The organism is Chachezhania sediminis (assembly GCF_009765275.1).
Taxonomy (GTDB): domain Bacteria; phylum Pseudomonadota; class Alphaproteobacteria; order Rhodobacterales; family Rhodobacteraceae; genus Chachezhania; species Chachezhania sediminis.
Genome location: NZ_VOPH01000002.1, coordinates 289888 through 312288 on the forward strand (window position 1 = coordinate 289888; position 22401 = coordinate 312288).

The 22401-nt window shown below is 66.0% G+C and carries 22 protein-coding genes; 8 read left to right on the forward strand and 14 right to left on the reverse strand.

Annotated elements, in window-relative coordinates; all coding sequences use genetic code 11:
* Positions 1-6 precede the first annotated feature (6 nt).
* Positions 7-822, reverse strand: a complete 816-nt coding sequence (locus tag FQK05_RS06330; RefSeq protein ID WP_158965064.1) for an ABC transporter ATP-binding protein — start codon at positions 820-822, stop codon at positions 7-9.
* On the reverse strand, positions 822-1946 hold the full coding sequence (locus FQK05_RS06335; protein ID WP_158965065.1) for an ABC transporter permease: 1125 nt from the start codon (positions 1944-1946) through the stop codon (positions 822-824). The genes FQK05_RS06330 and FQK05_RS06335 overlap by 1 nt, the downstream gene beginning before the upstream one ends.
* 211 nt (positions 1947-2157) lie before the next feature.
* On the opposite strand from FQK05_RS06335, the gene FQK05_RS06340 reads away from it, so the two are divergent.
* Positions 2158-3033 carry a DMT family transporter gene (locus FQK05_RS06340; RefSeq protein WP_158965066.1) on the forward strand — a complete coding sequence of 292 codons (876 nt, stop codon included), beginning with the start codon at positions 2158-2160 and terminating at the stop codon, positions 3031-3033.
* A 181-nt stretch (positions 3034-3214) separates the two neighbouring features.
* Here FQK05_RS06340 and FQK05_RS06345 read toward each other — a convergent pair whose 3' ends face one another.
* A complete protein-coding gene (locus tag FQK05_RS06345) occupies positions 3215-3766 on the reverse strand; it encodes a glutathione peroxidase (protein WP_158965067.1) in 552 nt (183 codons plus the stop codon).
* Between the two features lie 151 nt (positions 3767-3917).
* On the opposite strand from FQK05_RS06345, the gene msrB reads away from it, so the two are divergent.
* A complete protein-coding gene (gene msrB / locus FQK05_RS06350) occupies positions 3918-4367 on the forward strand; it encodes a peptide-methionine (R)-S-oxide reductase MsrB (protein ID WP_158965068.1) in 450 nt (149 codons plus the stop codon).
* Positions 4364-4876 (forward strand): peptide-methionine (S)-S-oxide reductase MsrA, encoded by a 513-nt coding sequence (gene msrA / locus FQK05_RS06355; protein ID WP_158965069.1) that lies wholly within the window; start codon positions 4364-4366, stop codon positions 4874-4876. The genes msrB and msrA overlap by 4 nt, the downstream gene beginning before the upstream one ends.
* A gap of 196 nt (positions 4877-5072) precedes the next feature.
* Here the strand turns inward: msrA and queG are convergent, their stop codons facing one another.
* The 6 genes from queG to FQK05_RS06385 form a co-directional block, all read right to left on the reverse strand.
* The gene (queG, locus tag FQK05_RS06360) at positions 5073-6125 is read right to left on the reverse strand and encodes a tRNA epoxyqueuosine(34) reductase QueG (RefSeq protein ID WP_158965070.1); all 1053 of its coding nucleotides are present in this window, start codon (positions 6123-6125) and stop codon (positions 5073-5075) included.
* Positions 6126-6140: 15 nt separating this feature from the next.
* Positions 6141-6818: an FtsZ-binding protein FzlA gene (gene fzlA / locus FQK05_RS06365; protein ID WP_158965071.1), complete on the reverse strand. Its 678-nt coding sequence runs from the start codon at positions 6816-6818 to the stop codon at positions 6141-6143.
* Positions 6819-6874: 56 nt separating this feature from the next.
* Entirely contained in the window at positions 6875-7609 is a 735-nt protein-coding gene (gene mtgA / locus FQK05_RS06370) for a monofunctional biosynthetic peptidoglycan transglycosylase (RefSeq protein ID WP_158965072.1), read from the reverse strand.
* Between the two features lie 69 nt (positions 7610-7678).
* Complete coding sequence (locus FQK05_RS06375) at positions 7679-8389, reverse strand: sulfotransferase-like domain-containing protein (RefSeq protein ID WP_158965073.1); 711 nt, start codon at positions 8387-8389, stop codon at positions 7679-7681.
* Entirely contained in the window at positions 8389-9303 is a 915-nt protein-coding gene (locus FQK05_RS06380) for an aminotransferase class IV (RefSeq protein ID WP_158965074.1), read from the reverse strand. The genes FQK05_RS06375 and FQK05_RS06380 overlap by 1 nt, the downstream gene beginning before the upstream one ends.
* Positions 9304-9361: 58 nt before the next feature.
* Positions 9362-10150 carry a peptidoglycan-binding protein gene (locus tag FQK05_RS06385; protein WP_158965075.1) on the reverse strand — a complete coding sequence of 263 codons (789 nt, stop codon included), beginning with the start codon at positions 10148-10150 and terminating at the stop codon, positions 9362-9364.
* Between the two features lie 190 nt (positions 10151-10340).
* Here FQK05_RS06385 and FQK05_RS06390 point away from each other — a divergent pair, with 190 nt between their 5' ends.
* Complete coding sequence (locus FQK05_RS06390; RefSeq protein WP_158965076.1) at positions 10341-10550, forward strand: hypothetical protein; 210 nt, start codon at positions 10341-10343, stop codon at positions 10548-10550.
* Positions 10551-10642: 92 nt separating this feature from the next.
* Here FQK05_RS06390 and FQK05_RS06395 read toward each other — a convergent pair whose 3' ends face one another.
* Together FQK05_RS06395 and FQK05_RS06400 are read right to left on the reverse strand one after the other, a co-directional pair.
* Complete coding sequence (locus FQK05_RS06395) at positions 10643-11518, reverse strand: ribokinase (protein ID WP_158965077.1); 876 nt, start codon at positions 11516-11518, stop codon at positions 10643-10645.
* Positions 11515-13773, reverse strand: a complete 2259-nt coding sequence (locus tag FQK05_RS06400) for an NADP-dependent malic enzyme (RefSeq protein ID WP_158965078.1) — start codon at positions 13771-13773, stop codon at positions 11515-11517. The genes FQK05_RS06395 and FQK05_RS06400 overlap by 4 nt, the downstream gene beginning before the upstream one ends.
* A 170-nt stretch (positions 13774-13943) precedes the next feature.
* Between FQK05_RS06400 and mutS the strand changes: the two genes are divergently transcribed.
* The gene (mutS, locus tag FQK05_RS06405; protein ID WP_199252620.1) at positions 13944-16565 is read left to right on the forward strand and encodes a DNA mismatch repair protein MutS; all 2622 of its coding nucleotides are present in this window, start codon (positions 13944-13946) and stop codon (positions 16563-16565) included.
* Between the two features lie 376 nt (positions 16566-16941).
* Here mutS and FQK05_RS06410 read toward each other — a convergent pair whose 3' ends face one another.
* Complete coding sequence (locus FQK05_RS06410) at positions 16942-17523, reverse strand: nucleotide exchange factor GrpE (RefSeq protein ID WP_158965080.1); 582 nt, start codon at positions 17521-17523, stop codon at positions 16942-16944.
* Between the two features lie 9 nt (positions 17524-17532).
* Positions 17533-18597 carry a heat-inducible transcriptional repressor HrcA gene (hrcA, locus tag FQK05_RS06415; protein WP_158965081.1) on the reverse strand — a complete coding sequence of 355 codons (1065 nt, stop codon included), beginning with the start codon at positions 18595-18597 and terminating at the stop codon, positions 17533-17535.
* A gap of 124 nt (positions 18598-18721) precedes the next feature.
* Here hrcA and rph point away from each other — a divergent pair, with 124 nt between their 5' ends.
* From rph to hemW, 3 genes are read left to right on the forward strand one after another with little or no spacing between them, the layout of a single operon-like run.
* Positions 18722-19435 carry a ribonuclease PH gene (rph, locus tag FQK05_RS06420; RefSeq protein WP_158965082.1) on the forward strand — a complete coding sequence of 238 codons (714 nt, stop codon included), beginning with the start codon at positions 18722-18724 and terminating at the stop codon, positions 19433-19435.
* Positions 19432-20046, forward strand: a complete 615-nt coding sequence (gene rdgB / locus FQK05_RS06425) for an RdgB/HAM1 family non-canonical purine NTP pyrophosphatase (RefSeq protein WP_158965083.1) — start codon at positions 19432-19434, stop codon at positions 20044-20046. Before rph ends, rdgB begins: the two co-directional genes overlap by 4 nt.
* Positions 20036-21211 carry a radical SAM family heme chaperone HemW gene (hemW, locus tag FQK05_RS06430; RefSeq protein WP_158965084.1) on the forward strand — a complete coding sequence of 392 codons (1176 nt, stop codon included), beginning with the start codon at positions 20036-20038 and terminating at the stop codon, positions 21209-21211. Before rdgB ends, hemW begins: the two co-directional genes overlap by 11 nt.
* Positions 21212-21504: 293 nt before the next feature.
* Here hemW and FQK05_RS06435 read toward each other — a convergent pair whose 3' ends face one another.
* On the reverse strand, positions 21505-22395 hold the full coding sequence (locus FQK05_RS06435; protein WP_158965085.1) for a ParB/RepB/Spo0J family partition protein: 891 nt from the start codon (positions 22393-22395) through the stop codon (positions 21505-21507).
* Positions 22396-22401 lie beyond the last annotated feature (6 nt).

The window sequence follows — 22401 nt, forward strand, 5'->3', positions numbered from 1 at the left end:
CGTCCTCTAACTCTTTTTCTTCGCCTGGGCTGCACGCGCCCGGGGACCAGTAAAATATTCTTTCACCCATGGGTGGTCCACCGAAGTCATATCTTCGATGGGCCCCGTCACCAACACCCGCTTTTCCGCCAGAACGGCGATCCGGTCACAGATCGCGTAAAGACTGTCCAGATCATGTGTCACCATGAAGACGGTCAGACCCAGCGCCCGTTGCAGGCCGCGGATCAGTTCGTCATAGGCCGCGGCGCCGATGGGATCGAGCCCGGCAGTCGGTTCGTCCAGGAACAGGATCTCGGGGTCCAGCGCCAGGGCGCGGGCCAGGGCGGCGCGCTTGCGCATCCCGCCCGACAGTTCCGACGGATACTTGTCGGCGGCATTGGGCGGCAGGCCGGCCAGGCCGATCTTGACCTCGGCCAGCGCCTTCATCATCGCACGGGGCAACTTCAGGTGCTCGCGCATCGGGGCCATGACGTTCTGAAGAACGGTCAGCGACGAAAACAGCGCCCCGTCCTGGAAAGCCACGCCCCAGCGCCGTTCAACCTGCAGGCGCTCGGCTTCCGGGCCGTTCAGAACGTCGACGCCCAGCACCTCGATCGAACCTTCCTTTGGCCGGTTCAGCCCGACGATGGTCCGCAGCAGCACCGACTTGCCGGTGCCCGACCCGCCGACGATGCCCAGCACCTCGCCCCGGTAGACATCCAGATCCAGGTGGTCGTGGACCACCTGCTTGCCGAACTGGTTCACCAGGTCGCGGACGCGGATCACCACCTCGCGCGTGGTGTCGGGGGCCGTATCGCCCAACGGAACCGCCGCACCGTCCATCACAGATCCATGATCGAGAAGAAGATCGAAAAAACCGCGTCCAGCGCGATGACGATGGAAATCGACTGCACGACGGACGCGGTGGTCCGCTGGCCCACGCTGACCGAGGATCCTTCGACCTGCATCGCCTGCCACAGCGCGATGGTGCCGATCACCAGCGCAAAGAACGGCGCCTTGATCATGCCGATGCCGACCTGCCAGCCGTCGATATCCTCGTAAAGCCGCGCGACGAACAGGCCCGGACTGACGCCCAGATCCATCCAGCTCATCAATGCGCCGCCGACCAGGCCCGCGATATTGGCGATGAAGCCCAGGACCGGCAGCATGATCAGCAGCGCCAGCACCCGCGGCACCACCAATACCTCGATCGGATCAAGGCCCAGCGTTTCCATCGCGTCGATTTCCTGCTGCAGCTTCATCGACCCGACAGAGGCCGTGAAAGCCGACCCGGACCGGCCCGCCACGATGATCGCGGTCAGAAGGATGCCAAGTTCCCGCAGGACGGAATAGGCGATCAGGTCGACGACATAGACCTCGGCCCCGAACTGGGACAGCTGTGCCGCACCCTGGAAGGCCAGCACGACCCCGATCATGAAGCCCATCAGCACCACGATGGGAACGGCCTTCAGGCCGGTTTCTTCCATATGGGTGAAAAGCGCCGCCGCCCGCAGCCGCCAGGGCCGGACCAGAACGCCCACCAGCCGCACAAGGATCAGGCCGAAGAAACCCAGAAGCGATACGATGTCCTCGCCGGTCCCCACCGTACGGCGGCCGAAACGGTCCAGGAACGGGATCAGGCCCCGGGCCGGCGCCTCGACCAGTTCCTCGTCGGGAATGGCATCGGTCACCGTCTTCAGAAGGGCCTGCTGGGTTTCGGTGGCGCCGGTGATCTCGACCGTGCAACCCTCGGCCTCCAGCTTGCGGCCCAGATCGGCCAGAAGCCAGGCGCCGCCGGTATCCATCGCCTCGACATCGGACAGGTCGATCTTCAGCGTCTTCGTGCCCGATGGAACGGAAGGCATTGCCCGCTCCACCGCGCCCAAGGCCACGGTCAGAAGCCGACCGGTCACACGCAGGACAACCGGATCGGTGTCCCCGTCCAGTGTGATCGAAGCCATCATCATGGTTACCATTAGAAATCGCCAGCACCCGACTCTCAACTGAAAATTGTCCGGTAATCAAGGATTTCCGACAAGGGATGCTGCGCGGCTACACCGGTGGTGCGCCGCACGTTGCGGCCCCGGCTTGCGGCACGGCGACAATTGCGAAAGGGTACGCCCCGGGGGACATGGGAGGATGGCGCAATGCACCGCAAGATGACGGGACGGATCTGACATGGACGCACGGACCGTGGCCATGGGGCTTGCCTTTTCGCTGATGTGGTCGTCGGCATTCTCCACCGCGCGCCTGATCGTGGCGGATGCCTCGCCGATCTATGCTCTGGCGGTCCGCTTCCTGATCTCCGGACTGATCGGCGTGATCTGGGCCCGGTTACTGGGCCAAAGCTGGAACCTGACACGGCCGCAATGGACCGCAACCGCGATCTTCGGCATCTGTCAGAACGCGCTCTATCTGGGGCTCTTCTTCGTCGGCATGCAGACGATCCAGGCCTCGCTGGCCGCGATCATCGCCTCGGCCCTGCCGCTGCTGGTGGCGCTGGCCAGCTGGCTGATCTTCCGCGAAAGGCTGCGCCCCTTGGGCGTTCTGGGCCTGGCCGCGGGCTTTGGCGGCGTCGCCCTGATCATGTCGACGCGGTTGTCCGCCGGGATCGACATGTTCGGTCTGGCCTGCTGCTTCGTGGGTGTCCTGGCGCTGACAACGGCCACGCTGACGGTGCGCAACGCCACCTCGGGCGGGAATTTCCTGATGATCGTGGGACTTCAGATGCTGGTGGGCTCTGCCTGCCTCTTCATCGCCGCGATCTTCCTCGAAACCTTCTACCTGAACCCGACCTGGTCGCTTCTCCTGGCCTTCACCTACACGACGCTGGTCCCGGGTCTGACCGCCACCTTCGTCTGGGTGCTGCTCCTGGACCGCATCGGCGCCATCCGCGCCGCCACCTTCCACTTCCTGAATCCGGTCTTCGGCGTGGCCATCGCCGCCCTCCTGCTGGGAGAGGCGCTGGGCCCCCTCGACGTGGTCGGCGTCCTGATCACCACCGCCGGCATCCTCGCCGTCCAGCTCGCCCGCCGGCCCCCGAAATCGATATAGCGGTGCGTGGAAACCACGCACCCTGCCCGCCCTCGGAAGGCGAACACCGTGGCGGGAACTTTGGCGCCGCCCCGGACCCTGGCCCGACGCCCCCACTTCTTTGATCTTCAAATACCCTCGGGGGAGGCGCGCCAAGGGCGCGGCCGGGGGCAGAGCCCCCGTCCACCGCAACGCAGGGCGCTCAGTTCAAAAGCCGCTCCACCGCGCCGGTAATCTTCCCGGATTCGGGTCGCACGGAAGACCCCCAAGTCGCCACCACCTCGCCCGAAGGCGCGATCAGCACCTTGTTGAAGTTCCACCCGGGCTCGAACCCCGTCTCGGCCTTCACTGCGCGATAGAATTCATGTGCGCCAGCCCCCCGGACAGGGGTAATGTCCGTCATCGGCAGCGTCAGATCATAGTTCAGCTCGCAGAATGCCTTGACCTCCTCCGCCGTCGCCAGCTCCTGGTTGAAGTCATCGGACGGCACCGCCAGCACCACCAGTCCGCGGTCGCGGTACGTGTCGTAAAGCGCCTGAAGCCCTTCGTATTGCGGCGTGAACCCGCATTGCGAGGCAGTGTTGACCACCAGCACCGGATGCCCCCGCCAGTCCTCGACCGACAATGTGCCGCCGTCGATGGACGGGAAGGTGCCCGAAACCGGCCCCGCCAGGGCGGGTGCTGCGGCAAGCGCCACGATCAGGCTCAGACTCGAACTCAAACTCAGGGCGGGACCTTTCGCTGCGGCTTTCATGATCGCTCCTTTTCGGGTGGCTCCTGACAGTATACGCGGCCGGAACCCGTGCGGATCTTCACGTATGCTTGTGCATACGGGATGCCGCGCAAACCATTTGATTTCTGCATCCTGGCCCCATCTAATCGGCAGGACATCTTTCGGAGGACCCATGACCAAATATTTCAAGGACCCCGACGCCGTCGCCGCCCTCTCGCCCGAGGAATACTGGGTGACCCAGGAAAGCGGCACGGAACGCCCCGGCACCGGCAAGCTTCTGTCGAACAAGGCGGCCGGCATCTATGTCGACATCGTGTCGGGTGAACCGCTCTTTGCCTCGGCCGACAAGTACGAATCCGGCTGCGGCTGGCCCAGCTTCACCAAGCCGATCCAAGCGGCCCATGTCGTCGAACTGCGCGACGTGACCCACGGCATGATCCGGACCGAGGTCCGGTCGGCCCATGGCGACAGCCACCTGGGCCACGTGTTTCCCGACGGCCCCCGCGACCGCGGCGGGCTGCGCTACTGCATAAACTCGGCCTCGCTCCGCTTTGTCCCGCGGGACGAGATGGAGGCGGAAGGCTATGGCGCCTACCTGGATCAAGTGGAGGACGTGGCATGACGACCGAACGCGCCGTACTGGCGGGGGGATGCTTCTGGGGCATGCAGGACCTGATCCGCAAGCTGCCGGGCGTGACCAGGACCCGCGTGGGCTATACCGGCGGCGATGTCGCCAACGCCACCTACCGCGACCACGGCACCCATGCCGAGGGGATCGAGATCCTGTTCGATCCGGCGAAGACCTCGTACCGCAAGCTGCTGGAATTCTTCTTCCAGATCCACGATCCCACGACGCTGAACCGGCAGGGCAACGACCGCGGCATGAGCTATCGGTCGGCGATCTATTTCGTCGACGAAGCACAGAAGGAGATCGCGCTGGAGACCATCGCGGACGTCAACGCCTCGGGTCTCTGGCCCGGGCGTGTGGTGACCGAGGTGGAACCGGTCGGCGACTTCTGGGAGGCCGAGCCCGAGCACCAGGATTACCTGGAGCGGATCCCGAACGGCTATACCTGCCATTTCCCGCGGGCGGACTGGGTTCTGCCGAAACGGGCTGCCGAGGTGTCCTGATATCCGGCGGGGTTTAGGGGCTCTGCCCCCGCCGCACCTGCGGTGCGACTCCCCCGAGGGTATTTGAAGATCAAAGAAGTGGAGGCGTCGGGCGAGTGTTCGGCGCCTTTCGCGTTTTTCTGGGGGGTGACGCCAAGGTTCCCGCCAGGATGATCGACGTCCAACGGTGGGTAGGGTGCGTGTTTTCCACGCACCGCTACGCGGTCGAGGCCAGGCGCGCGGCGGCCCATCGTGCCGCATCGGCAACCGCGGGGTCGGGATCGCCGGTCAGGGCTGCGGCTGCGGCGCGAAGCTGGGGCCGGGCGGAATTGCCGATGGCGTAAAGGACGTTCCGGACGAAGCGGTCGCGGCCGATGCGCTTGATCGGGCTGCCGGAGAACATCGCCCGGAAGGACGGGTCATCGAGTTGCGCCAACGTCTCCAGCGGCGGGGCCAGCAGATCTTCCCGCGCGGCGTAGCGGAGTTCCTGCGCCTGGACCGCGAACTTGTTCCAGGGGCAGGCGGCCAGGCAGTCGTCGCAGCCGTAGATGCGATTTCCGAGCGCGGGGCGCAGGGCCTCGTCCACCGGACCTTTATGCTCGATCGTCAGGTAGGAAATGCACCGGCGCGCGTCCATGCGGTAGGGCGCGGGGAAGGCATCCGTCGGGCAGATGTCGAGACAGGCGCGGCAGCTGCCGCAGTGATCGCGTTCGGGGGCATCCCTGGCCAGATCGAGTGTCGTGAAAATCGCGCCAAGAAACACCCAGTTGCCGAAGGCCCGGCCGACCAGGTTCGTGTGCTTGCCCTGCCAGCCCAGACCGGCCGCCTGTGCCAGCGCCTTTTCCGGCACGGGCGCGGTGTCGACGAAGACCTTCACCTGGCCCCCTGCCTCGGCGATCAGCCAGCGGGCCAGGCGCTTCAGCTTCTTCTTCAGGACATCGTGATAGTCGCGGTTCTGGGCATAGACCGAGATGGCGGCGCGATCGGTCCTTTCCAGCACCGTCAGCGGGTCGTGATCGGGGGTATAGCTTTCGGCCAGCATGATCACCGACCGCGCCTCGGGCCAGAGTGCGGAGGGATCGCCGCGCCAGTGTACGCGGTCGGCCAGCCAGCCCATCTGGCCGTGGTGGCCGGCCTGAAGGAATTCGGTCAGGCGGGGCATGACCTGCGGGACGTCGCCTGGGCCGCAGATGCCGGTGGCCGCAAGGCCAAGCTCTGCGGCCTCGGCCTGCAACCGTGTCTTCAGATCGTCGTTCTGATCGTCGCCCATGGCGGGCAGCCTAGCCTAGAAATCCAGGTCAGCGTAGTGCGCCGGCGGGCGAAAGCCCGGAACCTGGTCGGCGAGGATACTGCGAAAGGCCGGGCGCGACTTGATCTTGGCGTACCAGTCCTTGACCGCCGGCTGCCGGTGCCAGTCCACGTCGGAAATGTAGTCGAGACAGGACAGATGCGCCGCCGCCGTGAAGTCGGCCAGGGTCATCATGTCCCCCGCCAGCCAGCGGCGGTGGTCCAGAAGCCAGCCCATGTAATCCAGGTGGTACTTGATCGCCTTGGCGCCCGCCTTCACCGCCGTGCTGTCGGGATAGCCGCGGCTGGCGATCTTCTTGTTCACCCGTTCATAGAGCAGCTGCGACGTAACCTCGGCGTGGAACTTGTCGTCGAACCAGCCGATCAGGCGCCGGACCTCGAACCGCGCGGCGGGGCGTTTCGGCATCAGCGGCGGTTCCGGCCGGGTTTCTTCGACATATTCGCAGATCGCGGCGCTTTCGGCCATGATCTGCCCGTCCAGTCGCAGGACCGGGACCTTGCCGGCCGGGTTGCGGCGCAGGAAGTCGGGATCGGCCTCCCAGTACCGTTCCTCGACCAGTTCGACCTCTACCCGCTTTTCCGCAAGGACCAGCCGCACCTTGCGGCAGAAGGGCGAAAGCGGAACGTGGTAAAGGCGGGCCGTATCTGTGTTCATGGTTCAATGCATGTGCGTGGTGTGGGGATCAGCAATGCCTGCCTTCGAAAGGTTTTTCAATCCTCGAAGCAGGCGGCGCGGCCGTCGGCGGCGATGGTTGCCGCCCCATCCGCGATACGGGCGGCGCGCTTCTTCAACCATTGGGTGGGATTGGCAGGATCCCGCCGCTTTGGATCCGGCAGGACAGCGGCCAGCTGGGCCGCCTGCCGGGCGGTCAGCCTGTCGGGCGTGGTGTTGAAATACGCCTTTGCCGCGGCGCCGACGCCGAAGATGCCCGGGCCCATCTCGGCCACGTTCAGATAGACCTCGACGATGCGGCGCTTGGACCAGACCAGTTCGACCAACGGCGTCAGGCCCGCCTCCAGCACCTTGCGGATCCAGCTGCGGCCCTGCCACAGGAACACGTTCTTGGTCACCTGCTGACTGAGGGTCGAGGCGCCGCGCACCGCGCCGTCGGCCATGGCCATCTTGATCGCCTTGACGTCGAAGCCCCAGTGCCGGCAGAAATTCGCGTCCTCGGCCGCGACGACCGACCGGGCCATGACCGGCGCGATATCGTCCATGGAAACCCAGAAATGCTGAACGGAACCGCGCTGACGGCGCTCCTCCAGCATGGTCAGGGTCGTGGGCGGGTTCACCTTGGAATAGATCAGGATCAACGTCGCGATCATCACAAGGCAGAACACCACCGCCCGGCGCGTCCAGCGCAGCAGCCAGCGCACAGGTCTGCGATCGGCGCGGGGGCGCCGCCGCGGTTTCTGCTCTTCGGGTTCGGCCTTCCGACGTGCCATGTATTATCCCTGCCTCGTCCCCATCCTATGCCAAGACCGAGCCGGAAAGGCAAAGCTTCAGGGCAGGCGTCAGGGTCGGGATCCCAGGGCCCGGGCTTTCATGGCGTCGTAGACGGGCATCAGGTCGGCGGCCAGTTCGGCCGCAGTGCCCTGCAGCACCGGCAGCGGACCTTCTGCACCGGCAAACCCGGCAGAGCCATGGATCGCCCCATACCAGTGCGGCGCCCAGACGCCGTCTTCGGGCAAACCGCCCCTGGGCCAGGACAGCATGGCATCGGTCCAGGACAGGCCGATTTCCGTGCAAAGCGCCCGCAGCACGGCGCCCGGGTCGCGGCGGATCTCGTCGCTGTCGATCACCGGGCCGCCGAACATCTCATAGAGTTCAAGCTGCCGGTCGAAGCCCAGGTCGGCCCGGGTCGGGTGTTCGCGTTTCACAGTGTAGGAGGCGACGACCCGTGCAGGATGACGGATCAGGAACACGTTGACCATGTCCCCGGCCCAGCCCGTGTCCATGCCCGGCAGGATGTGCTGGGTCATGTGCTTCTGATACCAGTGCGGGCGGTCGCCGGGAGTGGGGCCGGTGATATATGCCTCGACCGCGGCCGGGTCGTTCGGCTGGCTTTGCAGGATCTCGTCCCGCATCGGGTGGTCCAGCCCGGTTTTTGCCAGGTAGGCGGCATAGAAGGGTTCGTCGCTGACCGCGCAGTCGCCGCGTGACCGGAAGGCATACATCATCGCGGTCGACAGGTTCCGCGGGCCGCTCCACATCGCGATCCGCATCAGGCGACGTCCTTGGCGACCAGCGCCTTGTAGAGTTCGCGGATCCGTTCGGTCATCGGCCCAAGTTCGCCCGTGCCGATTGTGCGCCCGTCGATGTCGCCCACCGGGGTCTGGGCGCCGAATGTGCCGGTCAGGAACGCCTCATCCGCGCCATAGGCATCGACCAGGGAATAGTTGCGTTCGTAGACCGGGATATCGTTTGCGCGGCAGAGGTCGATCACCTTCTGACGCGTGATCCCGTTCATGCAGTAATCGCCGGTCGAGGTCCAAACCTCGCCCTTCCGGACGATGAAGAAGTTGCAGGCATTGGTCGTGTTCACGAAACCATGCACGTCCAGCATCAGGCCTTCGTCCGCGCCGGCCTTTTCGGCGGCGACGGCGGCCAGAACGCAGTTCAGTTTGGAATGCGAATTCAGCTTGGGGTCCTGGCTCATCGGCAGGCCGCGGATCTGAGGGACGGTGGCCAGCCGCACGGGGCGCGGCAGCCTGGGGCGGGAATGTTCGGCGATGATCACCATCGTGGGACCGGACCGCGACAGGCTGGGATGCTGGAACGGCCGGATCTTGGTGCCGCGGGTCACCATCAGGCGGGCATGGGCGTCGGTTTCCATGCCATTGGCCCGTCGGACCTCTTCCAGCGCCGCGATGACGCCCGCGCGGTCCATGCCGATGTCCAGGTCGATGGCCTTCGCCGCCTCGAACAGGCGATCCATGTGGTCCGACAGGAAGGCCCATTTGCCATCATAGAGCCGCAGCCCTTCCCACACGCCGTCGCCCAGCAGGAAACCGCTGTCATAGACGCTGACCGTCGCCTCGGCCCGGGGTTTCAGGGCGCCGTTCACCCAGATCAGGATGGTTTCGTTGCGAACATCGTCCTCGGACGTGTGGGTCGTCAGTTTCTCGGTCTCGGTCATGCACGGCTCCCCTGTTTCGTCCTTGCTAGGACGTCCCCCGCACGGCTTCAATGGGCGCTCAGACTCCCAGCGCGTCCCAGGTCACCCGGCCGACGATGCCGTCGGCCGTCAGCCCGTTACTGGTCTGCAGTTGCAGCACCGCCAGTTCCGTCGCCGCGCCGAAATCGCCGTCCACCGCCAGGGGCCAGCCGGCCTCGCGCAAGGCGGTCTGAAGCCTCTCCACCTCGGCCCCGAAGGAGCCGCGGCGCAGGACCGATCCCGTGCCCCCCTGCAAGTGCGAGACGATGATGCCCTGTCGCCGGCGCAGGGCCGTCTTGGCCCGGGACAGGCACTGCCCGCGCTCTGCCAGCCCGTTGGTCCCGCCGTTCACCCGCCGGGTGATGGCGACCAGGTTGTCGCGGTCCGCCAGCGCGTTCAGCCCGTGATCGTCCCAGTAGGTGCAGGCGATCCGAAGCGAGGTCAGAGGCTGTGCCGCCAGCTCCGGCTGGTCCTCCAGCGGCAGGTTCAGAAGGTCCCCGTACCGGCGGTAATTTTGCCGGCCGGTCAGCTGGATCAGTCCCCGCCCCTTGTAGCGCATGCCATCGCCGGCCTGCATGTTGCCCAGATCGGTCCGGCCTTCATAGTCGGCGCCGCTGGCGAATTCCTCGGTCGTGCGGAAGCCCGCACATTCATGGGTCACTTGGGCCATGAAATGGGCGATCCGAAGGTAGGTATCGATCCCGTAACCATCCAGCATCGTTGCGAAATCGTCGGCAATCGCCGACACGATCCGCCGTTGCGCCACCAGGAAGCGCCCGGAAAAGGTCGGGGCGACCTCGTAGATGAAATCGGCGTCGAGGGGGATCATCGCGGGTCTCCTGCCTGTTGCACCGCTGGCAGTACGAAGCGGACAGAATCAACCTTAGCATGTATATACGGAAGCGAACATGCAGCTTTGGTCCCTGCCCTGCGATCACGTCGGTGTGAGTTCGCCGTTCAGTGACTTGAGCGTGACGGCCCGTCCCGCCAACCTGTCGCCGAAAGGAGTGACCCCCGAAATGTCCTCAAACCTCACCGTAAAGGCCATCGCCCTGGCGACGCTCATGCTTGTCGCCCATGTCCTGGAATGCCTGCCCATCGGCTCCACCGGCCCGGTGGAAACCGCCGGGACCGAGGTCGAGCTGTCGGTCACCCCGATTCGCGTCGAATCGCTGACGATCCGCACGGCCGGGGCAATCCACGTGACCACGCCGTCGGCGTCCGCCTAGGGCCCGACACACGAACGGCCCGCCCCACCAACCCAGCGCATTGCAGCACGGCAGGCGGTGGACTGGTCAGACATGCTTGCAGGATGTCCGGCTCAGCGGCCGAGGGCGGCCTGAACTTCCTTCAGATCGGGAATAACATCGGCGGTGCCGTGGCGCGTGACCATCAGGGCACCTGCCTGCATCGCCAGCTCCATGGCCTGCGCCATGTCCAGCCCGCGATCCAGCCCCGCCAGCAGGAAACCTGTGACGGTATCGCCCGCGCCCGTCGTGTCGACAGGCGTCACCGGCACGGCCGGATAGTGGGTTTCTTGTGCACGGACCGTATCGATATGCCGCGCGCCGTCGGCGCCCAGCGTGATCACGACATGGGCCACCGGCAGATCGGCCGGCAGGATACCGGTGGCGGCGGCCAGCTGTTCGGCCTCCACCGCGTTCAGGATCAGGATGTCGATGAAGGGCAGGACGGCCCGGACCGCCGCCGCTTCGAACGGGGCCGCGGCATAGGCCACCTTCAGGCCCAGGTCCCGGCCCATACGGGCAGCGTGGTCCTGGGCGTTGGTCTCGTTCTGGATCAGCAGGATATCCCCGGCCGCGGCCTCGGTCAGGGCTTTGCCGATCAGGTCTTCCGGGATTGTGCGGTTGGTGCCGGGCCAGATCAGGATCTGGTTCTCGCCCGTCGGATCCACGGCGATGATCGCGTGTCCCGTGGCGCCGCCCTGCCGGTCGATGAACCGCGTGTCGACCCCGTATTCCGTCAACCGTTCGACCGCCCAGCCGCCATCAGTCCCCACGGCACCGACATGGGCCGCATGGGCCCCGCCCCGCGCGGCGGCGACCGACATGTTGGCCCCCTTGCCGCCCAGGAACTGCCGCAGGGTCGATGCCGCCAGCGTCTCGCCCGCCTGCGGCAGGTGCGGCACGGCATAGACCATGTCTGCATTGATGGAACCGAGGTTCCAGATCGTCATGAGCCGATCTCGCAGGCGGCCAGAAGGGCCATGTTCAGGATGTCGTTGGCCGTGGATCCGGTCGAACAGATCTGGATCGGCTTTTCCACGCCCGCCAGGATCGGCCCGATCACGGTGGCGCCGGCCATTTCCTGCATCAGCTTCACGCTGATCGAGGCCGAGTGCCGCGCCGGCACGACCAGGATGTTCGCCGGCCCGCTCAGACGCTGGAACGGATAGGACTTCTGCGCGGTCGCGTTCAGCGCCACGTCCACCGTCATCTCGCCCTCGTACTCGAAATTCGCGCCGCGCCGTGCCAGCACGTCCGGGGCCTTGTGCATCTTCTCGGCCCGTTCCGACACCGGATAGCCGAAGGTCGAGAAGCTGACGAAGGCCACCCGCGGTTCCAGGCCCAGGTGCCGCGCCACGTCGGCGGCGCGTTCGGCGATGGTGGCCAGGTCTTCGGGTTCCGGCCATTCGTGGACCAGCGTGTCGGCCATCAGGACGATCCGGCCCTTGTGCAGCAGCGCCGTGACCCCGGCCGCGCCATGGGCGGCATCGGCATCGAAGACCCGGTTGATCTGCGCCAGCACATGGGCCGACTTGCGCGTCGCCCCCGACACCAGCCCATCGCCGTGCCCGTGCGCCAGCATCAGCGCGGCAAAGACGTGCCGGTCACGCGCGGCCAGCCGGTGAACGTCGCGCTGGTCGTGGCCCTGCCGCTGCAGACGGGCATAGAGGAACTGCTTGTAGGTCTCCAGGTGCAGGGAATTGGCGGCATTCACCACCTCGATCTCGCGCACGGCGTCTTCCAGGCCGGCATCGACCAGCTTGGTCTTCACGTCGTCAGGCCTGCCCACGACCAGCGCGGTGCCATAGCCCGACCGTTGGTACATGACGGCGGCGCGCAGCACCCGCGGGTCGTCACCTTCGGCGAAGATCATCCGGGCCTGCGCCTTGCGCGCCCGCGCGGCGATGCCCCGCAGAATCGACGCGGTGGGATCCATCCGCGTCTTCAGCCGCACCTCGTAAGCGTCCATGTCGACAATGGGCCGCCGGGCGGCGCCGGTCTGCATGCCCGCCTTCGCCACTGCCGGCGGGATCCGGTGGATCAGCCGCGGGTCGAAAGGCGTGGGGATGATATAGTCGCGCCCGAAGGTCAGGTTCTTGCCATAGGCGACTGCGACCTCGTCCGGCACGTCCTCGCGCGCCAGCGCCGCCAGCGCATGGGCGCAGGCGATCTTCATCTCGTCATTGATGGCGCGCGCGTTGATATCCAGCGCACCGCGGAACAGGTAGGGGAAGCCCAGGACGTTGTTCACCTGGTTGGGATAGTCCGACCGGCCCGTGGCCACGATCGCATCCATCCGCACGGCGTGCGCCTCTTCGGGCGTGATTTCCGGATCCGGGTTCGCCATGGCGAAGATGACCGGGTTGTCCGCCATGGACGCCACCATCTCCTGCGTCACGGCGCCCTTGACCGACACGCCCAGAAAGACGTCGGCGCCGACCATCGCCTCTTCCAGCGTCCGAAGCTCGGTCGCGATGGCATGGGCCGACTTCCACTGGTTCATGCCGTCGGTCCGGCCCTGATAGATGACGCCCTTGGTGTCGCAGACGACACAGTTGTCGTGCCGCGCGCCCATGGACTTCAGCAGCTCGATACAGGCGATCCCGGCCGCGCCGGCACCGTTCAGGACGATCTTCACGTCCTCGATCTTCTTGCCAGAGATATGGAGCGCGTTGATCAGACCCGCCGCACAGATCACGGCGGTGCCGTGCTGGTCGTCGTGGAAGACGGGGATGTCCATCTCTTCCTTCAGGCGCTGCTCGATGATGAAGCATTCGGGCGCCTTGATGTCTTCCAGGTTGATGCCGCCGAAGGTCGGCCCCATCAGCTTGACCGCCTTGCAGAATTCGTCCGGGTCCTCGGTATCCAGTTCGATATCGATGGAATTGACGTCCGCGAACCGCTTGAAGAGGACCGACTTGCCTTCCATCACAGGCTTGGACCCAAGCGCACCAAGGTTGCCCAGCCCCAGAACGGCGGTCCCGTTCGAGATCACGGCGACAAGGTTGCCCTTGTTGGTATAATCGTATGCGGTTTCCGGCCGTTCGGCGATTTCCAGGCACGGCACGGCCACGCCCGGCGAATAGGCCAGCGACAGGTCGCGCTGGCTGGTCATCGGCACGGTCGCCTGCACTTCCCACTTGCCCGGTGTCGGGTCCATGTGGAAGGCAAGCGCCTCTTCCCGGGTGATCTTCAGTCTGGTCATAGCGCCCTGGCCTCCCCTTGGCCTCCCTTGGCCATACTGCCGACGTGCCGATCCTCTTAACCCGCGAGTACGGCAGTCTCAACGCCCGGGTTTTCGCTTTTTCCCGCCATGGTCACTGGCTATGGTGCCCGCCGATACGCTGGAGAACCGCCTTGACCACCGTCACGCCCATGATGGCGCAATACCTGGAGATCAAGGAAGCGCATCCCGGTGCGCTTTTGTTCTACCGGATGGGCGACTTCTACGAGATGTTCTTTGACGACGCGGTGGATGCGTCGGCGGCGCTGGACATCGCCCTGACCAAGCGCGGCAAGCACGACGGTGACGACATCCCGATGTGCGGCGTGCCGATCCACGCGGCCGAAGGCTATCTGCTGACCCTGATCCGCAAGGGGTTCCGCGTCGCCGTCTGCGAACAACTGGAAAGCCCGGCCGAGGCGAAGAAACGCGGGTCGAAATCCGTCGTGAAACGCGACGTGGTCCGCCTGGTGACGCCGGGCACGCTGACCGAAGACGCGCTGCTGGAGGCGCGCCGCCACAACTTCCTGGCCGCCTATTCCGAAGTCCGCGGCGAAGCGGCGCTGGCCTGGGCCGACATCTCTACCGGTGCGTTCCACGTGATGCCCCTGTCCCGCGTGCGGCTGGGCCCGGAACTGGCCCGTCTGGCGCCGTCCGAACTGCTGCTGGCCGACCCGGCAGAACCGGAAGTGGACTCCATTGCCCGCGACATGGGCGTGCCGGTCACACCGCTGGCCCGGTCGGCCTTCGATTCCTCCGGCGGGGCCGGCCGCCTGAAGGACCTGTTCCGCGTCGGCACCCTGGACGCCTTTGCGTCCTTCGGCCGGGCCGAGATCGGCGCCATGGCGGGCCTGATCGGATACCTGGAGATCACGCAGAAGGGCAAGCTGCCCCTGCTCCGTGCTCCGCAGCGCGAAAGCACCGACGGCGTGATGCAGATCGACGCCGCCACCCGCCGGAACCTGGAACTGACGCGCGCGCTGTCGGGCGGCCGCGAAGGGTCGCTTCTGTCCGCCATCGACCGGACAGTCACGCCTGCCGGCGCCCGCCTGCTGGAACAGCGCCTGTCCTCGCCGTCCCGCCGGCTGGATGTGATCCACGGCCGTCTGGCCGCGGTCGACCTGTTCGTCGAGGATACGGGCCTGGTCCGCGACCTGCGCGAGGCGCTGAAGAAGACGCCGGACCTCGACCGCGCCCTGTCCCGCCTGTCGCTGGACCGCGGAGGCCCGCGGGACCTGGCCGCGATCCGGTCCGCACTGGGACAGGCCGAAGCCATCGCCCATCGCGCCACAGCGGCCGACCTGCCACCCCTGCTGGTCGAGGCGGTGTCGGCCCTGACCGGGTTCGACGCGCTTTCCGCCTTGCTGGAAACGGCACTCGTCGCCGACCCGCCCCTGCTGGCCCGCGACGGCGGCTTCATCGCAACGGGCTTCGATGCCGATCTGGACGACGCCCGGCAGCTGCGCGACGAAGGCCGATCGGTGATCATGTCCCTGCAGGCGCGCTATGCCGAACAGGCGGGCGTCTCGGCGCTGAAGATCAAGCACAACAACGTGCTGGGCTACTTCATCGAAACGCCGTCGACCCACGCGTCCAAGATGCAGGCGCCGCCGCTGTCGGAAACCTTCATCCACCGCCAGACGACGGCCAACCAGATCCGTTTTACCACGGTCGAACTGTCGGATCTGGAAGCGCGGATGCTGAACGCCGGAAATCGTGCGCTTGAGATCGAGAAGCGCCACTTCGCTGCCTTGCGCGACGCGGTCCTGGCCGAAGCCCCCCGCCTCAGCCTTGCCGCCCGCGGCCTGGCCGAACTGGACCTGTCCACCGCACTGGCCGAACTGTCCCGGGCCGAAGACTGGACCCGGCCCACGGTCGACGACAGCCGCGCCTTCCGGATCGAGGATGGCCGCCACCCGGTGGTCGAAATGGCCTTGCGGCGGGAAAACACGCCCTTCATCTCCAACGACTGCGATCTATCGGCCACCGACGGCGCCGCGATCTGGCTGCTGACCGGCCCCAACATGGCTGGCAAATCGACCTTCCTGCGCCAGAACGCCCTGATCGCACTGCTGGCGCAGATGGGCAGCCACGTACCGGCATCCGCGGCCCATATCGGCCTCGTCTCGCAGCTCTTCTCGCGCGTCGGTGCGGCGGACGACCTGGCCCGCGGCCGGTCGACCTTCATGGTGGAAATGGTGGAAACGGCCGCCATCCTGAACCAGGCCGACGACCGTGCGCTGGTGATCCTGGACGAGATCGGCCGCGGCACGGCAACCTATGACGGCCTCTCTATCGCTTGGGCGACGCTGGAGCACCTCCACGACATGAACCGGTCCCGGGCCCTCTTCGCGACGCACTACCACGAACTGACCCAGACCGTGTCCCGCCTGAAAGGCGCGGAAAACGCCACGGTCGCCGTCAAGGAATGGGATGGCGAGGTCATCTTCCTCCACGAGGTGAAGAAGGGTGCCGCCGACCGCTCCTACGGCGTGCAGGTGGCGCAACTGGCGGGCCTGCCCCGCGCCGTGGTCGACCGCGCCCGTTCGGTGCTGGAGTCGCTGGAACGCGGCGAGCGCGAAGCCGGGAAACCCATGGCCTTCGTCGACGACCTGCCGCTCTTCTCGGCCGCCGCCGCGGTCAGCGCCGCCCAGGCCCCGGCTCCCGCCAAGTCCCCCGCGCTGGATCTCCTGGGCGAGACCAATCCCGACGACCTCACCCCGCGCGAGGCACTGGAACTGGTCTATCGGCTAAAGGCGGCCCTGAAGGGCTGACGCCGATGGTGCGTGGATACCACGCACCCTACGGCAAGATGCCCCGCTGCCCTTGCGAACAGCGGGGACTTCTTCGATCACGGCCATCGGCGCCTCCGCCTGTACCGTGTCGCGACAATGCCAAGTCAAGGTTAACAACGACCCCTTACTTCTTTGATCCTCAAATACCTCGGGGGAGTCCGGCGCGCAGCGACGGGCGGGGGCAGAGCCCCCATGCTACGTCAACACAAAGCCAGAGGTCGGGGGGGGCTCTGCCCCCCGCCCGCTCCTTCGGAGCGGTCTCCCCCCGAGGTATTTGAGGATCAAAGAAGATGGGCGGAGATCATGATCCCTCACCGTAAGGTGCGTGGTTTTCACGCACCTTGGCCGGGTCGGATCAGCTGGCCGGCATAGACGACACGCCGACCTGCGCGGGGCGCAGAAGGCGGTCGTGGAGGAGGAAGCCTTCGGCCGCCACCTGGATGATCTCGCCCGCCTTGGTGCCGGGGACCGGGGCCTCGAACATGGCCTGGTGCATCTGCGGGTCGAAGCGGTCGCCAACCTGGGGCGAGATGACCTCGATCCCGTGACGGGAGAAGACGTTCTGCAGCTCGCGCAACGTTAGTTCCACGCCCTCGATCAGAGCGGCCGACGCTTCCCTCTGCTCGTCCGTCGCCGCATCGAGCGCGCGCTTCATGTTATCGTAGACCGGCAGCATGTCGCGGGCCAGTTTCGAACCGCCATAGCGTTCCGCATCGCGGCGTTCCTTGTCGGCACGCTTGCGCAGGTTCTCGGCATCCGCCAGCGACCGCATGAAGCGGTCCTTGTACTGGTCGCGCTCGGCCATCACGGCCTCGAGCTGTGCATCGCTGCCGGGCGCATCCGCACCTTCCAGGTCGTCCGCCAATTGCGCCGCCAGCTCTTCCGCTTCGGCGTCGGCGATATCGTCCAGGAAATCCTCGTTCTTGGGATCAGCCATTCTTCACCTCTAGTTCCGGTCGGACACGAGCCGCCCCACAAGTTGCGCCGTGTAATCGACGATGGGGACGATCCGGCCGTAGTTGAGGCGCGTGGGTCCGATCACGCCCACCGCGCCGATGATCTTACGGTCCGCGTTCATATAGGGAGAGACCACCAGAGAGGAACCGGAAAGTGAGAAAAGTTTGTTCTCCGACCCAATAAAAATACGGACTCCCTCTCCGGCTTCGGTCGAGTCCAGAAACTCTGCGATATCGCGCTTGCGTTCGAGGTCGTCGAAGAGCGTGCGGATCAGGTCGAGCCCGACGTCTTCGGCGCTGCCGGACAGAAGATGCGACCGGCCGCGCACGATCAGGCGGCCCGAATCGCCGTCCTGTTCCGCGTCCCAGACCGCCAGGCCGCGTTCGACCAGGTCATGGGCCAGGCTGTCGATTTCCTGCCGGCGCACGGCGATCTGGCGGGCGATCACGTCGCGGAATTCGGACAACGTCCGCCCTTCGATCAGGGAGTTCAGGAAATTCGCCGCCTCTCGCATCGCGCTTTGCGTCTGGCCCGGCGGCGGCGTGAAGATACGGTTTTCGACATGACCGTCCTCGAACACCAGAACGACCAGTGCGCGGTCGGTGCCCAGGCCCACGAATTCCACGTGCTTGATCGCCGCTTCACGCTTGGGCGTCAGGACCAGCGACGCACCGCGGGTCACGCCAGACAACGCCTCGCCCACCCGGTCCAGAAGGACCGACACGTCGCCCGCCCCGTCCGTCGTGGCATCGATCGCCTCGCGCGCACGGGCATCGGGTTCGCCGACCTCCAGCAGGCCATCGACGAACAGGCGCAGGCCCAGCTGCGTCGGCACCCGGCCCGCGGACACGTGCGGGCTGCCCAGCAGGCCCAGGTATTCCAGGTCCTGCATCACGTTCCGGACCGTCGCCGCCGAGACCTTTTCGCTCATCGCACGCGTCAGGGTCCGGCTGCCCACCGGGTCGCCGGAATTCAGGTAGGATTCGACGACCAGGCGGAAGACCTCGCGCGAGCGGTCGTTCAGTTCCTGAAGAAGTCTTGCTGCCTCGCTCATCACCATTCGTCCCCGGCCTTTCGCCGACCGGCGGTCAATACGCTTGCACCTTGCGTGTTTCGGGCGCTATCCCCCGTCGCGAACGGCCGGGCCGACAGCCTGGCGCCCACAACAGGAAAAACCGATGCGACCGTCAGGACGAGACTTAAGCGAAATGCGCAAGGTTTCAATCGAAACCGGCGTTTCCCGCCATGCAGAGGGATCATGCCTGATCAAGGTCGGCCACACCCACGTGCTGTGTACCGCCACGCTGGAAGAACGCGTACCGCCCTTCGTCAAGGGGTCGGGCCTGGGCTGGGTCACCGCGGAATACGGCATGCTGCCGCGCGCGACCAACACGCGGATGCGGCGCGAGGCAGCGGCCGGCAAGCAGGGCGGCCGCACGGTCGAGATCCAGCGCCTGATCGGCCGGTCCCTGCGGGCCGGCGTCGATCGCGTGGCCCTGGGCGAACGCCAGATCACCGTCGACTGCGACGTGCTGCAGGCCGATGGCGGCACACGTTGTGCATCCATCACCGGGGGCTGGGTCGCCCTGCGGCTGGCCGTCAACAAGCTGATGAAGGCCGGCGACGTAATTTCCGATCCGCTGATGGACCCGGTGGCGGCCGTATCCTGCGGGATCTATGCCGGCCAGCCGGTGCTGGACCTGGATTACCCGGAAGACAGCGAAGCCGGCGTCGACGGCAACTTCGTCATGACCGGATCGGGCCGCCTGATCGAGGTGCAGATGTCCGCCGAAGGATCGACCTTCAGCCGCGACCAGCTGAACACGCTGATGGACCTGGCCGCCAAGGGCACAGCCGAACTGGTTGCCGCGCAAAAGGCCGCCACGGCATGAGACGGCGCTTCGACGGTGACCGGCTGCTGATCGCCACGCACAATGCCGGCAAGCTGGAAGAAATGCGCCAGCTGTTCGGCCCCCTGGGCGTGACCGTGGTCGGCGGGGCCGAGATGAACCTGGCAGAGCCGGAGGAGACGGAAACGACCTTCATCGGCAATGCCCGCATCAAGGCCCGGGCCGCCGTCGAAGCCACCGGCCTGCCCGCGCTGGCCGACGATTCCGGGATCGAGATCGAGGCGCTGGACGGCGCCCCCGGCGTCTATACCGCCGACTGGGCCGAAACGCCCGCCGGCCGCAATTTTCACATGGCGATGACCAGGACCTGGGAAAAGCTGGAGGCGATCGATGCGCCTTTCCCGCGCCGCGCCCGGTTCTGCTGCACGCTGCTCCTGGCCTGGCCCGACGGACACGAGGAGATCTATGAGGGCCATGCGCCCGGTCAGATCACCTGGCCGATGCGTGGCGCGCAAGGCCACGGCTATGATCCCATCTTCCAGCCGGACGGGTATCATATTACCTTCGGCGAAATGGATGCGGATCAAAAGAACCGCATCTCGCACCGGGCGCGCGCGTTCCAGGCGCTGATCGAGGGATCCTTTGGACGTTGAATCCGTCGAAGGGGGCTTTGGCCTCTACGTGCACTGGCCGTTCTGCGCGGCCAAGTGCCCTTACTGCGACTTCAACTCCCATGTCGCGAAAGTGGTCGACCACCGCGCGTGGGTGGAGTCATATCTATCTGAAATAAAACGCATTTCTTCGGAAACTGGCCCCCGTGTCCTGAACACGATCTTCTTCGGCGGCGGTACGCCGTCGCTGATGGAGCCTGAAACCGTCGCCGCCGTCATCGACGCCGCCCGCGCCGCCTGGCTGCCGGCGAACGACATGGAAATCACCCTGGAAGCCAACCCCGGCTCGGTCGAAGCCGGCCGCTTCGCCGCCTTCCGCCAGGCCGGGGTCAACCGCGTGTCGCTGGGCGTCCAGGCGCTCCACGATCCGGACCTGCGCCGACTGGGCCGGATCCATTCGGTGGCAGAGGCCCGAACGGCTTTCGACATCGCCCGAAACACCTTCGACCGTGTCAGCTTCGACCTGATCTATGCCCGCCAGGACCAGTCCCGCGAAGACTGGCGCCGGGAACTGACCGAGGCCCTGTCGATGACGGCAGACCACCTGTCGCTGTATCAACTGACGGTCGAGGACGGCACTGTCTTCGGCGCCCGCGCCGCCGCCGGACACTTGCGGGGCTTGCCAGACGAGGACCTTGGCGCCGACCTGTACCAGATCACCCAGGACCTGTGCGAAGCCCGAGGCCTTCCCGCCTACGAAGTATCAAACCACGCGGTCCCCGGGTCCGAATCCCGTCACAACCTGATCTATTGGCACGCTGGTGACTGGGCGGGCATCGGCCCCGGCGCCCATGGCCGTCTGACAATCAACGGCCAGCGCTTTGCCACCGAAACGGCAAAAGCCCCGGCGAAATGGCTGAAAGATGTCCATACGGGTTCAGGGTACTCCGACCAAACCACCATATCTGGTAATGATCAGGCCGATGAATACCTTATAATGGGCCTTCGCCTTACAGAGGGCATCGAACCAGCCCGATACGCGCGGCTGTCCGGTCAGCACCTCTCGGCCCAGACAATCGCCCATCTGTCCGACCTTGGACTGATCGCAGAGACGTCGACGCCTGCAGGCCTGCGCCTTGCGGCGACGCGGTCCGGTCGTGCCGTCCTGAACGCCGTCATTGCAGAGCTTGCCGCAACGGCAGGCTGACGCCGCGCCCGCGCGACCTGGATCAGGTTTCGAAACCCTGGCGCAACACCCTGCTTCTTTGATCTTCAAATACCTCGGGGGAATCGCCCGGCACGGGCGATGGGGGCAGCGCCCCCCGGCCTTCGGCTTCACCTCACGCGATCATCGGGGGCCCTGCCCCCGCCCGCTCCTGCGGAGCGGACTCCCCCGAGGGTATTTGAAGACCAAAGAAGTTCAGTTCAGCACATGGTACTGCCGTAGACTGCGTGATTTCCACGCGCCGTACCTATTCCCGCAAAACGCCTTGTGGAAGCTCAGCTTGCGCCAAGCTTGGCACAGAGCGTGTCCAGTTCATCAAGCGACCCATAGCGGATCACGATGTGACCGGATTCCTGTCCCGGCTTGTGATGCAGTTCGACCTTCATGCCCAGATTGGCCGACAGGTCGCCTTCCAGCGCCGCGGTGTCGGCGTCCTTCTCGGGACGCGCCTTTGCCTTCACCGGAACGGCAACACTTCCCGCCGCCTTCTTTGCCAGAGCTTCGGCAGCGCGCACCGACAACCCCTGCTGCACGATCTGCCGTGCCAACCGCGACGGGTCTTCGGCGGTGACCAGCGTCCGGGCGTGGCCCGCCGACAATTGACCGTCCCGCACCATTTCCAGCACGTCCGGCGGCAGGTTCAGCAGACGCAGCAGATTGGCAATGTGGCTGCGGCTTTTGCCAAGGGCTTCGGCCAGCCGCTCTTGCGTGTGTCCGAAGGTGTCCATCAGCGACCGGTAGCCGGCCGCCTCCTCCACCGCATTCAGATCCGCGCGCTGGACGTTCTCGATGATCGCGACTTCAAGGACCTCGGCATCGTCGTAGTCGCGGATCAGAACCGGCACTTCGTGAAGCTGGGCACGCTGAGCAGCCCGCCAGCGACGTTCGCCAGCGACGATCTGGTACTTGCCGCCCTCGATCATGCGAACAATCAGCGGCTGCAGGATCCCCTTTTGGGACACCGAGGCGACCAGATCGGCCATATCCTCGTCCCGGAAGGTGCGCCGCGGCTGGTTGGCATTCGCCTCGAGCTGTTCGATCGGAATCATCACGTCCGGACGCCGGGCCGTCTGCCGGCCTGCCCCATCCAGTTCGGGTGTCACATCCGCCATCAGGGCCGACAGTCCCCGGCCCAGTCCCCGCGGCTTCATGTTCTTGTCGTTCACGGCCAT